This window comes from Rhodococcus sp. MS16, from assembly GCF_013277795.1.
In the GTDB taxonomy this organism is placed as follows: Bacteria; Actinomycetota; Actinomycetes; order Mycobacteriales; family Mycobacteriaceae; genus Rhodococcus_F; species Rhodococcus_F globerula.
Genome location: NZ_VBTM01000019.1, coordinates 83,540 through 98,665, shown reverse-complemented (window position 1 = coordinate 98,665; position 15,126 = coordinate 83,540). Strand labels below are relative to the sequence as shown.

Sequence of the window (15,126 nt, the reverse complement as noted above, 5' to 3'; positions counted from 1 at the left end):
CATTCGTGATCGAGTGTTATGTCAATCACACCGTTCACACAATTTAGGTAAAGAAACGCCCAGACGCAAGACGGGCGTCCACCTTTTTTGGTACGGCAGTACAAACCGGGTGTTCAGGACGTTTTATTCGGCACGAATTCTTCGCGTGCCACGTCCATGGGGTGCGCACACGTACTCTGTAGATCGTGTCGATTGCAAAAACAGTGGCGAAGCTCGCCGGAAGCTCTGCCTTGGCCGGTGTCCTCGTTGCCGGAGTGATGTTTCCGCTGGCAGGCGGACTCGGATTCGCATCCAATCGAGCCGCGGACACGGTCGACAACGTTTCAGCGGAGTTGGTCGACGGCACGGTCCCCGCGGTATCGACGATGGTCGATTCGGCGGGCAATCCCATCGCCTGGCTGTACGAGCAGCGCCGGTTCGAAGTCCCGAGCGACCAGATCTCGAACAACATGAAGTTGGCGATCGTCTCCATCGAGGACCGTCGATTCCCCGATCACAAGGGAGTGGACTGGCAGGGAACGCTGCGCGCCTTCCTGACCAACACCACCTCCGGTGAGGTCCAGCAGGGCGCGTCGACGCTCGATCAGCAGTACGTGAAGAACTACCAACTGTTGGTCGTCGCAAAAACCGATGCCGAGCGCCGCGCCGCTATCGAGACCACTCCGGCTCGCAAGATCCGCGAAATCCGGATGGCGCTCACCCTGGACAAGGAACTCACGAAGGACGAGATCCTCACCCGCTACCTGAACCTGGTGCCGTTCGGTAACGGTTCCTTCGGAATCCAGGATGCCGCTCAGACGTACTTCGGCATCGACGCCAAAGACTTGAGCGTTCCGCAGTCCGCGATGCTCGCCGGCATGGTTCAGTCGAGTTCGGCCTTGAACCCGTACACCAACGTCGAAGGTGTCACCGAGCGCCGCAACACCGTGCTCGACACCATGATCACCAACATTCCCGACCAGGCCAACGAGTTCCGGGCGGCCAAAGACGAACCGTTGGGTGTTCTACCCACCCCCAACACGCTGCCGCGCGGATGCATCGCTGCCGGTGACCGCGGATTCTTCTGCGACTACGCACTCAAATACCTCTCGGACGCCGGGATCAGTCGCGAGCAGATCAATGAGGGCGGCTACCTCATCAAAACCACGCTCGACCCGGCGGTGCAGGCATCCACCAAGGCTGGTCTCAACGCAAACGCCAAGGCGGACCTCGACGGCATCGCCAACGTCATGAGCGTGATTCGGCCCGGCCAGGACTCGCACAAGGTCGTGGCGATGGCCAGCAGCCGCACGTACGGTCTCGACGCCGACGCCAGCGAAACCGTCCTGGCTCAGCCGTATTCACTGTCAGGTGACGGTGCCGGCTCGGTGTTCAAGGTCTTCACCACCGCCGCCGCCATGGAGAAGGGCCTCGGCATCGACGCGATGCTCGATGTTCCCCGCCGCTTCGACGCCAAGGGCTTCGGTAGTGGCGGCGCGGCGGGATGTCCGGTGTCCACGTACTGCGTCGAGAACGTCGGTAACTATCCGGCGACGATGTCGGTGACGGATGCTCTCGCGCAGTCGCCCAACACCGCGTTCGTGAAGCTCATCGCAGCAACCGGTGTGACGCCGACAGTCGATATGGCCGTGCGTCTCGGCCTGCGTTCGTACGCCGAGCCCAATACGTCGGGCTTCGACGATCGCAGCATGGCCGACTTCCAGAAGGAACAGAATCTCGGCTCGTTCACGCTCGGCCCGACCTGGATCAATCCGCTCGAACTGTCGAACGTCGCGGCAACATTGGCGTCGCACGGCAAGTGGTGCCCGCCCAGTCCGATCGATTCCGTCGTCGACCGCAACGGCAAGCCGGTGACGGTCACGGAACAGGGCTGCGAGCAGGTAGTCGAGCCCGGATTGGCCGATACCCTCGCCAATGCGCTCAGCCGCGACGACGTGGGTGCAGGTACATCTGCGGGTGCCGCAGGCAGCGCTGGATGGTCTCTGCCGATGTCCGGTAAGACCGGTACCACGGAGACCCACAAGTCTTCGGCGTTCCTCGGCTTCACGAACAATCTGGCCGCGGCCGTCTACATCTTCGGCGACTCCCCGACTCCGGGTGAGATCTGCTCGACTCCGCTTCGCCCGTGCTACAGCGGAAACCTGTACGGCGGTACCGAACCGGCTCGGAGCTGGTTCGCCGCGATGATGCCGGTTGCCAACAATTTCGGTCCGACGGCGCTTCCGCCGATCGATCAGAAGTATGCACGTGGCTCGCAGAACGGACAGGTTCCCGAGGTTGTCGGATTGAGCCAGTCCGCTGCCACGTCCCGCCTGCAGGAGTCGGGATTCACCGTCAACGCGGTGACGTCCGCATCGGGAGCGCGTGCCGGAACTGTCACCGGCGCATCTCCGTCCGGCTCGGCGATACCGGGTTCCACCATCACGATCTACATCAGTGACGGGTCGGTACGCGCACCGGCGGCACCGGCGGCACCGGACGGCTCACCTGCTCCGGCCTCACCGGCACCCGATTCGCCGGCACCCGGAGCGCCACAACCGCGCTAACACCCGCACGAAAGAACGGCCGCACCCTCACACGAGGTTGCGGCCGTTCTCTTTTGTCGCTGGAGCTGACAAGCGCTGTCGGTGGAGCTGACAAGCGCTGTCGGTGACGCCTACAGGCGAGACTTCACGGCAGCGGAGATACGCGCGCCATCAGCCTTACCCTTGGCCAAAGCACTGGCGGCCTTGATGACCTGACCCATCTGACGCATACCCGGACGCTCGCCGAGCTCCTCGGCTACCTGCGCCATCGCCGTGTCGACGACGTCGACAAGTTCTGCGTCGGTCAACGGCGTCGGCAGGTACTCGTCGATGATCTGCGCTTCGGCGCGCTCTTTCGCGGCAAGTTCACCACGGCCGTTCTCGGTGTAGATTTCGGCGGATTCCCCGCGCTTCTTCGATTCCTTGGCAAGAACCTTGATGATTTCTTCGTCGGTGAGGACTCGCGCTTCCTTACCGGCAACCTCTTCGGTCTGAACTGCTGCGATGAGCATCCGGAGGGTGCCGGTGCGAAGCGGATCCTTGGCCTTCATGGATGCGACCATGTCGGAACGGAGTTTGTCTTTGAGCGTTGCTGTCGTGTCGGACATGGGGGAAACGCTACGCGCACGCCCCGCCTCCCGTCCCCTTAGTTATATCCTTGACTGGTGTCTGACCAGTTCCGCACCAACCTGACCCGCACCGCACTTGGTGCCGCGGGCGTCGCTGCACTCGGAATCGGGTACGCATCCGGCATCGAACGCAATGCTTTTACGTTGCGCGAGGTGACGATGCCCGTACTCGAGCCGGGGTCGTCGTCGTTGCGGGTTCTCCACCTCAGCGATCTGCATATGATGCCTAACCAGCGATTGAAGCAGAACTGGTTGCGTGAGCTCGAAAGCCTCGACCCGGATCTCGTGGTGAACACCGGCGACAACCTGTCGCACCAGCGCAGTGTCCCCGCAGTTGTCCAGGCACTGGGCGACCTGCTCGCACGCCCCGGTCTATTCGTGTTCGGCAGCAACGACTACTTCGCTCCGAAGCCGAAGAACCCGTTGAGCTACCTCTTCGACAAGAAGAAGCGCATCACGGGCGATCCGCTGCCGTGGGGAGACCTGCGGGCTGCATTTACCGAACGTGGTTGGCTAGACGTGACGCATGTACGACGCGAACTCGAGGTGTCTGGCATCAAGATCGCCACGGCCGGCGTCGACGATCCGCATCTCAAGCGCGATCGTTACGACACCATCGCGGGCCCGCCCAATCCCCTGGCTCAGCTCAAGCTCGGTTTGACGCACTCCCCCGAACCCCGGGTGTTGGATCGGTTCGCCGAGGACGGCTACGACCTTGTTCTCGCCGGCCATACACACGGCGGGCAACTGTGCCTGCCGTTCTACGGCGCGCTTGTCACCAACTGCGAGTTGGACCGCTCCCGCGTGAAGGGCCCGTCCAAGTGGGGTGCTCACACACAGCTTCACGTGTCTGCCGGCATCGGAACCTCGCCGTGGGCTCCGGTACGTTTCTGCTGCCGCCCCGAGGCAACCCTGTTGACGTTGGTGCCGTCTACCGGCCGCGAACCGGAGCACTCCACCGAGCGCGGTTCCGCTCACTCAGCTGCGCCGGTTTTACGCAACTGACCTGCGGATTTAATGCCTGCCGACTTCGTGCTGTAAGCTAACCGAGGTTCGACACGGGGTGTGGCGCAGCTTGGTAGCGCGCTTCGTTCGGGACGAAGAGGTCGTGGGTTCAAATCCCGCCACCCCGACAGTGAAGAACTTGAAGAAGGCACTTTTTCCTCGCGGAGAAGGTGCCTTCTTTTGTTGTACCGTGCTCTCCAGGAGGTGGTTACCCATGGGCAAGAACGAGGACTTCGCGCACAACGACATCGCCAGTCGCAGTCGACGTGAGAAGGCGGTGGGTCTGGCCAAGTTCGCATGGAATCGTGGGATCACCGCCGCCGAACTACTCGACATGCCCGACGATCGACTGCGCAAACTCGCGCGTGCCGCCGACGCGAATCCCCCGAGCACCCGGGAGACCTGGACCATCGCAGCCGATCTCATCGACGAGAAGGATCAGTGGGCAGCGGCGCATCCTGATCGCGCTGAGGCGCAGCGCACGCACGCCGACGAGAAGATCATGTGGGTGAAGAAGCCTATCGAGCCGTGGCTTTAGCACTTCGTTCCTCGAGGCACGCCAGGACGCGGGCCGCGTTCTTCTCCAGGACAGCCGCGTAGACGTCGATGTCACCGCTGTCCGGGGTTCCGCTGAGTACCGAGATCGCAAGCACGTCACCCACCGAGTAGATCCCGTGATTGAACGGGCTCCGCGGCGACACGTACGGAAATGACGTGGTCGAAACGATTCTTGAATCGCCGAGAGTCATGACGGCCGGTCCACGATTGACGCTGCTCGCTACAGTTCCCAGTTTCGGATCCGACGACAATTCAGGTTTGACCGCAATAGCCGGAAGTTCGTATTGCAGCGCACGTACGGCCCGGTATGCGTCAGGATATTCCGCTTTGCCGTGGTTGTTGTTTGTGGTGATCGCGGCAAGTCGTTCCGCAATATCTTGTTTGTTCATCGCCAGATCGACGTGATAGCAACCCATGTGATTTTGTCCGCGCACCTCTGCCCCTACGGGGGCGCCGGACATCACCTGCATCGAGCGTGGACTCTTGTCACCAAAATGTTCTTCCAGCGACAACGAGATGATCGTCTGGGCGATAGCCGTCACTGTCACGCCTGGCCACATTTTCTTGGCTTCTCGAATCGCCACCAGATCGAGCATGATCGCGGCAGCCGACCGCTTGCCCGTAAAGGTCACGGCACCACCGCCGGAATCCGGTGCGTCGTATTTCCGGGTTTCCGGCAGAGCACGAAATGCGCGGACATACCGGCGCGGAGTTCCGAGGAGTCCTTTGACGGACGACCACCACGGGTTCGGCGCCGTGAGTTCCGGAATGAAGTCGGGTAAATGCTTCGACGAGAACAGGTCGTGAACAATCGCGTTGTACACATGCCCGTCACCTAATGCATGCGAGCCCTTCAGGATCACCACCGTTGCTTCACCCTGCACCCCCGGGGCATCACGAACACCTCGAACAACGTGCAGCCGCCACAGACATTCGTAGGGATCGACGATCCGTGCGGCAATGTCGGCGAAGTATTCGAAAACACCTTTCCACGAGGATATTTCGACATTGTCTTCGACATGCTTGGTGATATCGAAGGGTGCGGAGTCGATCCAATAGGGAAACCCGAACCCGCCGGGAACTGTGGTCACGGTCCACCGCAATTGTGGGATCCTCGACGCGCGTGCACCGAGGAACTCGAGTAGTTCCTTCTTGTCGAGCGGAGTCGAGTCACCCGAATCGAACAGGAAAATCGTCAGGACATCAGTGGAGCGGGTTTCCATATTTGCGGGAATCAATTCGAAATCCACTGAAGTCAGTTGTTTGGCAGGCACGACAAATCTCCGATCCAGCATAATCGAGACAAAGCGGGCATGAAAAGGGTAAACAACCACTACCCGCTTCGCGAAATGTTCGCCCGATCGTTTACACCCCGGCGACGACGCATAGGCTGCGTCTCCGCACCCAACCTGTGCAGCGTCGCTTCCAGAACTCCCCATCGTTCGCGACTTGCTTCCGGCAGAGAACGAACGATCTTGGCAACTTCGCGCAAGGAATCTGCAAGTGCGATCTCTTCACCATCGAGCAACCCGCTGTAGTTCACATCCAAGAGATACGGCGTGTCGACGGTTGTCAGAATTGCAAGGTTGTCGAGAAATATCTCGAGATCGCGAGCGGCAGCAGAGTCGTTATCTGCTTCCGACGCCGCGACATAGTCGAAGTCATTCTTCCATAATTCAGTTCGCAGATTGTCTTGACGCAGAGTTATCACTGTTCCGATCTTTCTCTGTCGACCGTTATGTTCGTCGAGAGCGAGCACCTCGTGAGCAAGCCTGAGCACGTTGTCATCGGTCATTGAAGCCCCGACAACAACCAGGTGACCAGTAGCCATGAGGGACTGAACAATTGATCCCAGCGGGCGCCGCTCCGCGTCGTATCTGACGAAATCTCGTCTGCTCAGCACGATACTGTCCGGGTCTCCGCTGTCGCCATGCATCTTGAGTATCCAGGGGCGGCTTGCGGTTGCTTCCTCCCTTGGGAGCACCGCTATCGAACCTCGGCCGTGAGCAGATTCGAAAGCTTTCTCGTAGAGCGAGTCGTAGTTGGTGGTGACCACTTTGGTCACGCCCAGTGAAGCAAGTAGGCAATGAGACAGCGTCGGCTTGGCGCCACCCCCGGTCAACTCGACAACGCTGGCGCCCAATCCTTGAGGATGCAATGCTTTGGACAGCAGTTGTGCGCGATCCAAAACTCCGAGACCGGAGAACAATTCGGCATCGATAGACGGAAGCGCTTCGCTTCGAATCCGGTCAAGGAGACTGTCCCACGAAGGCAATCCGGCCGGAATACTGACTCCCGCACCCAACAACAACGAGACGTCACCGGCACGCAGTCGATCTGCTAGCTGCTGGACCTGGGGAGGTACTCCGGCGCTACACAGATGCCCACGCCGAACAGATTGGTAGGCAGCATAATCGGCGGCATTGGCAACGACAAATGCTATATCGAAGTCGTATTTGTCGGCGCACACTGCTGCGGCGTCGATCAGTGCCTTGATTACGTGGCCGCGTACTCCACCCTGGCCACCCAAGCCCACTCCGAACGTCGGCAATGCAACGAGTGGTTTGACTCGGCTACCGCCCGGCTGAATTCCAGTTCTGGCGATCACGTCAAGGACTTCGTAGACGCCCTCCACCAACCAGTCCACCGAAATCCGCGACGCGACATTCAACAGCCAAGCTGGACGCCCCTCCTTCGGAAAGGACCGAACCCGACCAGCGCCGGCCGGTGCGAAGTCCAACTGTGCAGTGAGTCCAAGCACAGGCCACCAGTGCTCGCGTGGTAGGAAACTACCGCTCGTCGAGACGACAGCTGCGTCCCAGTCAACCGATTCGAGCCGTCCGCGAACAACAAACACATGCCCTGCACCTGCATCGTTCCCAGCCACACACGACTCCCAGCGATCTCCAGCACAGGTGTCCGCAAACCGCTGCGCGGCGCTTACACCCCAGCGACGGTTTCCTTGGCCCAACGGTAATCCGCTTTTCCGCTCGGTGAGCGGAGGATCGCCGGTACAAGAACGATCGAACGGGGAATCTTGTACCCCGCCACATGAATCCGGCAGTGCTCGGACAGGGCGTCTGGTTCCACATCTTCGAACCCAGGCCTGATCTGGACAACCGCAGCCACTTTTTCACCGAAGCGCGCGTCGGGTGCACCCGCCACGAGGGCGTCGAAAACCGCTGGGTGAGTCTTGAGCGCCTGTTCCACCTCTTCGGGATACACCTTCTCTCCGCCCGAGTTGATGCACATGGAACCGCGTCCGAGCAGCACGATCGTGCCGTCCACTTCCATCGTTCCCATGTCGCCGAGAACTGCCATCCGTACACCGTCGACAACGGGGAACGTCGCGGCTGATTTCTCCGGATCGTCGAAGTAAGCCAGTGGCACATGCCCCGCTCGTGCGATGTAGCCGACGGTATCCGAGCCCGGTTCGATCCGACGGAATTCCTCGTCGACCAGAATCATGTTGGGGTTGGAGCGAATTCGCTTCGTTCCGTCCTCGTCGAATTCGACGACGCCGTCGTTACCGGATTCGGAGGCACCGAACGCATCTTTGATCACCAGCCCGGGAATTCGAGACTTCAACTCTTCCTTGAGGTTCGGTGAGAACAGCGCGCCGCCGGATCCGATCAGTTTCAACGAGGAGATGTCGTACTTACCGTCGGCCGCGGCGATCGCATCGGCGATCGGACGGGCGATCGCGTCGCCGACAACAGTGATGCCGGTGATCTTCTCGGCCTCGACGAGCCTGAGCACGTCGAGGGGGTCGAAGCTCCGGGTCAGGACTCGCGGCGCTCCCATCAGAAAGGCAGTGAGCAGCGAGTAGATGGCAGCACCATGCATGAGCGGTGGAATAAGCAGCAGCACAGTGGGATTGGTATTCGCAATCGCCGCATCGACCACTTCTTCGAGACTACGACGCGGCAGTCCGCTGAGGTTGGCTCCGGACAGAGCAGCGAAGAAGAAGTCTTCGTGCCGCCAGACAACGCCTTTGGGCATCCCCGTAGTTCCGCCGGTGTAGATGATGAAATGGTCATCGTCTGAGCGAGTCTCGAAATCCCGGACGTCGGACGCTGCGGCCAGTGCAGTTTCGTACTCGTCGCCGACGATGAGAACGTGGTCGATCTCGGGGCACTGCGGTACAACACCCAGGGCAATCTCCGCGAATTCATCCTCGACCAGTAATGCCACCATCTTCGAGTTGGTATAGACGTACGCAAGTTCGACGTCGGTGTAGCGGAAGTTGACGTTGATCGGAACGGCCCTGATCTTCATGCAGGCCAGTAGCGCTTCCACATATTCGACGCAGTTCCTCATGTGGATTCCGACGTGCTGCCCCGGTTTGACGCCGACGGACTGAAGGTGGTGCGCCAATCGGTTGGACCGTAGTTCGAGTTCCCGATAAGTGAGGCGCCTTTCCTCGAGAATCAGCGGTGTTCGATCGGGAATCGCATCGGCAACGGCCTCGAACAGATCGGCAACGTTCAGGGTCATCGGGTTCCTCACGTGTCTTCGCTCACAATTGGCAGGTCTTTCGCGAAGCTAACACTTTTACCGAGTCGCCGAATGCAAAATGCGGAGTAGGTTCCGTTAGTCGGGATCAGCAATGTTCGCCCCGAGACCAGCTAAAAGTGCCCAATGCCACAAGCGTAGCCTTGCCTAATGCTCACTCGTACTTCATTCCGGACCCGCACATCGGTCCGGATCGCCATGGTTGCGCTGGCGACAGTATTTGCAGCAACAGCCTGTGGAACTTCCGACGCCGGAAGTAACGCCAACGGAAACACCGACGTCGCGACCGGCGGCAAGCTGTTCAGCACCGCCGACACGGAAACCGCGAAGCTCGGTAGTGACTCCGCTCCCGGCGAGTTCCCGCGCACCGTCACACATGCACTGGGCGAGGTCACACTCGAGACGAAGCCGACCCGCGTCGTCGTCCTGGACAGCGGAGAGTTGGACGAAGTCCTCTCACTCGGCATCACCCCGGTCGGTATCGCCAGCCCGGAAAGCGCAGCCGGCCAGCCGTCGTACCTCGCCGACAAGTTGGTGGGCGTCCCCGATGTCGGCACCACCAACAATCTCAACCTCGAAGCCATCACTGCCCTGAAGCCCGATCTGATCCTGGGCAGCAAACTGCGCCAGGACAAGTTGTACCCGCAGCTGTCCGCGATCGCGCCGACGGTCTTCAGCATCCGTCCCGGATTCCCGTGGAAGGAGAACTTCCTCCTTGCCGGTGACGCGCTGGGTGAAGAGACGAAGGCCGAGCAGATCCTCAACGACTACCAGACCCATGCCGACGAGGTCCGCGCGTCGATCGACGGTTCCCCGACCATCTCGCTGGTCCGCTTCATGTCCGGCAAGCTGCGTCTGTACGGAAACCTGTCCTTCATCGGCGTCATCCTGAAGGACGTCGGACTCCCCCGTCCGGCAATCCAGGACATCGACGAACTGGCCGTCGAGGTCAGCCCGGAAACGATCACCCAAGCCGAGGGCGATCAGATCTTCTACTCCAGTTACGGAAGTCCCGCTGACACCGGTCAAACCACCGTCACGGCCGGCCCCTTGTGGGCAACGATGGACGCCGTCAAGGACGGTCGCGCCAGCGAAGTCAGCGACGAAACCTGGTTCCTGGGTCTCGGACCGACAGGCGCCAACTTGGTTCTCGAGGACCTGAAGGCCAAGCTCGGAAAGTAGTTACGACAGAAGACGGCGAGGGGAATTGCTATTCCCCTCGCCGTTTTTTTGATTCGGCCGATGGCTACAGTGTTCTCGTGCCTCTTGTCGGTCCAGAAGATCGCTTGCCCGGATGCCCGAAGCGCATTCTCGTAGCGGGAACATCCGGTTCCGGAAAAACGACCTTGGCCTCCCGAATTGGAATGCTTCTCGGCATCGAACACGTCGAGATCGACGGTCTCTATCACGGCCCGAACTGGACACCGCGTGAGCAATTCCTGGTCGACGTCACAACATTCAGTTCGGCGCCGCGGTGGGTGACGGAATGGCAGTACCGGTCCGTTCGCGATCTACTCGCCGATGAAGCGGATCTTCTTGTGTGGCTGGACCTGTCGCGCTGCACCGTGATGCGCCAGGTTATCGTTCGGACGGTACAGAGGCGGCTGGGGCGAAAAGTCTTGTGGAACGGCAATATCGAGCCACCACTACACACGTTCTTCTCCGACCGAGATCACATCGTTCGCTGGGCCTGGAACACGCACCGTACGAGTGCACTCCGGATCGCGGCACTGCGAGATCGGCGACCGGACCTCACGATTGTCCGCCTGCGGACCCATGCCGACATCGAACGGTGGATCGCGGGACCGCTGCAAACTAGGGCGTGAACCGCTCGACTCTCCGGAGTCGAGTGGCATTTTTTGTTCAGCGAGTGTCTTGCTCGAGGTGTTCGTTCATCGTCGAGTGCAGGTCGACGAGAAATTCCTCGAATCGACTCAGTAATTCGGGCGGATATTTCTCCATCATGGCGTCGAGTCGTACGGCGAGTGGTCCGAAGAACTCGTCAGCCAGGTCCTGCACATGCGCACTGCTGTGCAGCGTGACCACGCGACGGTCTGCATTCTCGCGGGTCCGGACGATATGTCCCGCCTTCTCCAGGCGGTTGAGCAACGCGGTAGTGGCGCCCGATGTCAGTGAGATCCGCTCTCCAAGACGTGCGGGTGAGAGCGGCGCACCTTTCTCCTCAGCCGCGGTGATTTCCATCAGAGCAGTTGCGTCGGTGGAATGCAGACCAAGCCACGACGCGAATCGATGGCTGAATTCGGTGAACGTCGCACCGTACGCGCGGAATTCATCCATCAGCCGCTCCCGCTCCACGGAGATGTCGCGCGGTGCTTCCACCTCGGTGATCCCACCTTTCCTGTGCCAGACGGCGGCCGGTCGAGCCCAGCGCGCACATTGACAACTTACCGTCCCAAATATACCTTCATCGTGAAGTTGCTTCACAATGGAGGTTTATTCATGAACATCTCACCCACCACCCGCAAGTGGTTGGGCCTGATCGCCATTGCACTCGGCGTGGCACTGATCGTCGTCGACACCACCATCGTCAACGTCATAGTCCCCTCGATCATCGAAGATCTCGGAATCAATTCCGTTCAGGCTCAATGGATCCAAGAGTCCTATGCAATCGTGTTCGCGGCACTCCTGCTTCTGGTCGGCAGAGTTGCCGACCTGGTCGGCGCCCGTCGCGTCTTCATCGCCGGTGTCGTCGTGTTCGGCGCAACGAGCCTGCTGGCCGGACTGGCACCGAACGGCGGCCTGCTCATCCTGGCGCGATTCCTGCAGGGCGCCGGCGCGGCCATGATCCTGCCCACCTCACTGTCGCTTCTGAACGCGATGTTCACCGGCAAAGCCCGCGGCCAGGCATTCGCAGTGTGGGGTTCCACCATCGGTGCAGCTTCCGCCCTCGGCCCATTGCTCGGCGGCTGGCTTGCCGAACACGCTTCGTGGCGTTGGGCATTCGGGATCAACATTCCGCTTGCTGCGCTCATTCTCGTCGGCGCAGTGCTGTTCATCGCTCCCTCGCCGCGCACCACTGGGCGCATCGACGCCACCGGAGCGGCACTGTCCATCGCCGGCCTGGGCATGCTGGCCTTCGGCCTCGTCGAGGGACGTACGTACGGGTGGCTGACCACGAAGCAGCCCTTCGAACTGTTCGGCCTGTCATGGTCCAGCGGACCGTCCCCGGTTCTGATCGCGCTAGTTCTCGCCGTCATCTCGCTCGGCGCATTCGCCTACCGGCAAACCATGCTCACCCGTAGTGACGATCCGTCGCGGGCACTGATGGACGTGCGGTTGTTCTCCATCTCGTCGTTCCGCAACGGCAACATCGCGACGCTGATCATCGGACTCGGTGAGTTCGGAATCGTTGCGGTGCTTCCACTCTGGCTTCAGTTCACGCTTGGATACAGCGCACTCCAAGCCGGACTCGCCCTGGTCCCCATTGCCATCGGCAGCTTTGTCGCCAGTGGCGCCAGTTTCGGACTGGCATCGAAGGTCTCGCCGTTGGGCTTGGTCCGTATCGGCCTGGCTCTCGAAGCGCTCGGCCTCGCTGGTCTCGGATTCATCGCTGCGACAGACAGCCCCTGGTGGACCATTGCCGCAGTGCTGTTCTTCTACGGCATCGGCGTCGGATTCGCGACGGCGCAGGTAACCAACGTCGTGCTCGAGGAAATTCCCGAACAGAGCGCCGGTCAAGGCTCCGGCATTCAGAGTGCGTTCCGCCAACTCGGATCCGCACTGGGTATCGCCATCCTCACCACGGTCTTCTTCAGCACTCTCAATTCCACTCTGAACAACGACCTCACCGAATCCGGTGTCGACCAAGCTCAGGCCGATCAGTTGACGCGGGCGGTCACCGACAGCGCCGGCGCGGCCATCGACTCGCTGGCCGGCTCGCCGAGCACTGCCTTCGTTGCCGACGCAGCCCAATCCGCAATGACACATGGCATCACACTCGGCGGATACCTTGCGGCCGGATTTGTTGTAGTTGGCCTGATCGCCACGGCACTCATCCCGAACAAGCCGTTCTCGTCACCCGAGCAGGAAACGAAGGCAGCAGCGGACGTCGGCTGACGCAGAAAAACTTGCACGGTGAGACTCAGGCAGACGGCATGAACCGGTCGATGAAGGTGTTGCTGAAGACTCGGTGCGGATCGAATTTGTCGAAGGTCGCGAGGGCGGCGTCCCAATTTCCGTCACCGCCCGCCCGGAAGGTGGCAGGGATTGTGCGCGTGAGGAATTCGTCGTCCTGATAGGCGGCGTCGTTGGTGAATGCCCAACCCTTCGACCATTCGGGCCGGAAGGTGGCGTAATCACCGGAGTAGTTCGCGACCATCCACCGTTCCATATCCCGAAGGAACGCCGGCAAACCCGGAGTTCCGGGAATGGACACCACATTCATCCAGATGGCGGTGTCCCAGTCGTCGCGATCCGACCGCGGCCGCACCGCCGATAGATCCGGCACGCCGGCACTGTCCACCAGGACTTCGCCGTTGTCGTCGACGCCGCACAGGCGCACTTCGAAGGGCATGTTCACGGGATACTGCCCCATCGATGCGAGGTGCGTCATCCGCTCGTTCAACCACGTTGCCATCTCGTGGATGACACGGGCGATGTTGGAACGCTTCGTGATGACCGCACCGCCGCCCGCGACAACTCGCACCGTGGTGTGTCGCAGATAGAACAGCACGTCCTTGGACCAGCCCCACAGGTCGTCGGTGTCCGTGAGCACCAATCCGGCTGCAACGGCGCCGAACTGGGAAGCGCCGAACAGCGGCGTAGCCGCTTGCAATCCCTTGGCCACCATCCCGAGTGGGGTGGTGACTGCTTCGGGGAGTGCATCGGAGAAGAAGTAGTTGTACGGGCCGTGCACTTCCCTCGACTCGGGCGGTTTGACCGGCGTCGGTGTCCAGATTTTCAGCCACGGCGTGGACGTGAAGGGGAACCAGATAGCTTCGACGCGTCCGGACGCTTCGACAAAGCTCTCGTAGGTGCGACCCGGCGATCCTGGCGGTGCAAAGAGTTCCTGCCACGGGATATCGGTGAAACTCTGGCAGCGCAGCCGGTAGTTCTCGCCGGCTTGCAGGGTGACGGAGGTGACGAATGTGCGCCCGAGATGGGTCAGAAATGCCGTGCTCTCGACATCGGAGCGGGCGAATTCGCGAAGCGTGTAGCTACCCGAACTGCTGTCCCACACCACGACGGTCATGGCCGTGATCAGGTTGCTCAGTGATCCGAACGACTGTCCGGGGGTAATGGTTTCTCCCGCTGCAGGATAGGTTGCGCCGTGGGCTCCGATTGCGAGCGCGCCGGCAATGGACAGATCCCCGATGGCCGGAGAGTTGGCCCAACCCAAGCCATGGTCCTGCAGCGCCGTGAGGATCGACTCGATGCTGGCACCGGCACCGGCGGTTACGACGGATTGCTCTCCGTCGCTGTGCACCTCGACGGAATTCAGGTGAACCATTGTGTCCACCAACAGCACTCGATCCACTGGTGCACCCGGGACCACTGTCAGCGGGCTCCACCCGTGCATCGTGCCGCGAGCGCGGACGGTGTACCCGTTGCGGTGCGCCCAGTTGGCAAGGGTCACCACGTCATCGGAGCTGCGAGCCGTTGCCGTCCACACGTGATCGAGAACGATCTCCTTGGACCAGTTGGCGTAGGCCTGTTGGGAAAGCGGGATACCGGCCGGGAAGTCGGGCGGCGGGGCGAGGGTGGATTGTGGGCCCCATGGCACCGCTCCGGCCGGCGACCAGGTCAGGCCTGCGAGCGCAGCGGCGCCGACCCCGGCCGCCAGGAATCCCCGCCTGCTGACGGATCCGGCGTTGGATGGTCGATCCACTGCGCTTTGATCTGCTGAACCGCTGCGTTCCACGGACTACTCGTCT

General features: G+C 61.1%; 12 protein-coding genes and 1 tRNA gene. 7 read left to right on the top strand and 6 right to left on the bottom strand.

Features of this window, described 5'->3' with window-relative positions; translation table 11 throughout:
• Positions 1 to 203: 203 nt before the first annotated feature.
• Positions 204 to 2,546, top strand: coding sequence for a transglycosylase domain-containing protein (locus FEZ60_RS29425; protein WP_172937729.1), 2,343 nt, complete (start codon positions 204 to 206; stop codon positions 2,544 to 2,546).
• A gap of 110 nt (positions 2,547 to 2,656) precedes the next feature.
• Here the strand turns inward: FEZ60_RS29425 and FEZ60_RS29420 are convergent, their stop codons facing one another.
• Positions 2,657 to 3,133: a GatB/YqeY domain-containing protein gene (locus tag FEZ60_RS29420; protein ID WP_033235921.1), complete on the bottom strand. Its 477-nt coding sequence runs from the start codon at positions 3,131 to 3,133 to the stop codon at positions 2,657 to 2,659.
• A gap of 57 nt (positions 3,134 to 3,190) precedes the next feature.
• Between FEZ60_RS29420 and FEZ60_RS29415 the strand changes: the two genes are divergently transcribed.
• The 3 genes from FEZ60_RS29415 (at position 3,191) to FEZ60_RS29405 (ending at position 4,697) form a co-directional block, all read left to right on the top strand.
• Positions 3,191 to 4,159 carry a metallophosphoesterase gene (locus FEZ60_RS29415; protein WP_033235920.1) on the top strand — a complete coding sequence of 323 codons (969 nt, stop codon included), beginning with the start codon at positions 3,191 to 3,193 and terminating at the stop codon, positions 4,157 to 4,159.
• 54 nt (positions 4,160 to 4,213) lie between these two features.
• Positions 4,214 to 4,287, top strand: a tRNA-Pro gene (locus FEZ60_RS29410).
• 86 nt (positions 4,288 to 4,373) lie between these two features.
• A complete protein-coding gene (locus FEZ60_RS29405) occupies positions 4,374 to 4,697 on the top strand; it encodes a hypothetical protein (protein WP_172937719.1) in 324 nt (107 codons plus the stop codon).
• On the opposite strand, the gene FEZ60_RS29400 is transcribed toward FEZ60_RS29405, so the two are convergent.
• The 3 genes from FEZ60_RS29400 to FEZ60_RS29390 are packed head-to-tail and all read right to left on the bottom strand — an operon-like array spanning position 4,678 to position 9,214.
• Positions 4,678 to 5,991, bottom strand: a complete 1,314-nt coding sequence (locus FEZ60_RS29400) for a wax ester/triacylglycerol synthase domain-containing protein (RefSeq protein WP_172937718.1) — start codon at positions 5,989 to 5,991, stop codon at positions 4,678 to 4,680. The two genes, FEZ60_RS29405 and FEZ60_RS29400, sit on opposite strands and share 20 nt — an antisense overlap.
• Before the next feature lie 59 nt (positions 5,992 to 6,050).
• Positions 6,051 to 7,604 (bottom strand): SIR2 family protein, encoded by a 1,554-nt coding sequence (locus FEZ60_RS33210; protein ID WP_172937717.1) that lies wholly within the window; start codon positions 7,602 to 7,604, stop codon positions 6,051 to 6,053.
• A 53-nt stretch (positions 7,605 to 7,657) separates the two neighbouring features.
• On the bottom strand, positions 7,658 to 9,214 hold the full coding sequence (locus FEZ60_RS29390) for an acyl-CoA synthetase (RefSeq protein ID WP_172937716.1): 1,557 nt from the start codon (positions 9,212 to 9,214) through the stop codon (positions 7,658 to 7,660).
• Positions 9,215 to 9,382: 168 nt separating this feature from the next.
• On the opposite strand from FEZ60_RS29390, the gene FEZ60_RS29385 reads away from it, so the two are divergent.
• Both FEZ60_RS29385 and FEZ60_RS29380 read left to right on the top strand, forming a co-directional pair.
• Positions 9,383 to 10,414 (top strand): iron-siderophore ABC transporter substrate-binding protein, encoded by a 1,032-nt coding sequence (locus FEZ60_RS29385; protein WP_172937715.1) that lies wholly within the window; start codon positions 9,383 to 9,385, stop codon positions 10,412 to 10,414.
• A gap of 77 nt (positions 10,415 to 10,491) precedes the next feature.
• Positions 10,492 to 11,058 carry an AAA family ATPase gene (locus tag FEZ60_RS29380; protein WP_172937714.1) on the top strand — a complete coding sequence of 189 codons (567 nt, stop codon included), beginning with the start codon at positions 10,492 to 10,494 and terminating at the stop codon, positions 11,056 to 11,058.
• 37 nt (positions 11,059 to 11,095) lie between these two features.
• Here the strand turns inward: FEZ60_RS29380 and FEZ60_RS29375 are convergent, their stop codons facing one another.
• Positions 11,096 to 11,530, bottom strand: coding sequence for a helix-turn-helix domain-containing protein (locus FEZ60_RS29375; RefSeq protein ID WP_202026646.1), 435 nt, complete (start codon positions 11,528 to 11,530; stop codon positions 11,096 to 11,098).
• A gap of 162 nt (positions 11,531 to 11,692) precedes the next feature.
• On the opposite strand from FEZ60_RS29375, the gene FEZ60_RS29370 reads away from it, so the two are divergent.
• Positions 11,693 to 13,309 carry a DHA2 family efflux MFS transporter permease subunit gene (locus FEZ60_RS29370; protein WP_095887738.1) on the top strand — a complete coding sequence of 539 codons (1,617 nt, stop codon included), beginning with the start codon at positions 11,693 to 11,695 and terminating at the stop codon, positions 13,307 to 13,309.
• A 25-nt stretch (positions 13,310 to 13,334) separates the two neighbouring features.
• Here the strand turns inward: FEZ60_RS29370 and FEZ60_RS29365 are convergent, their stop codons facing one another.
• Complete coding sequence (locus tag FEZ60_RS29365; protein WP_346343425.1) at positions 13,335 to 15,080, bottom strand: cholesterol oxidase substrate-binding domain-containing protein; 1,746 nt, start codon at positions 15,078 to 15,080, stop codon at positions 13,335 to 13,337.
• Between the last annotated feature and the right edge of the window lie 46 nt (positions 15,081 to 15,126).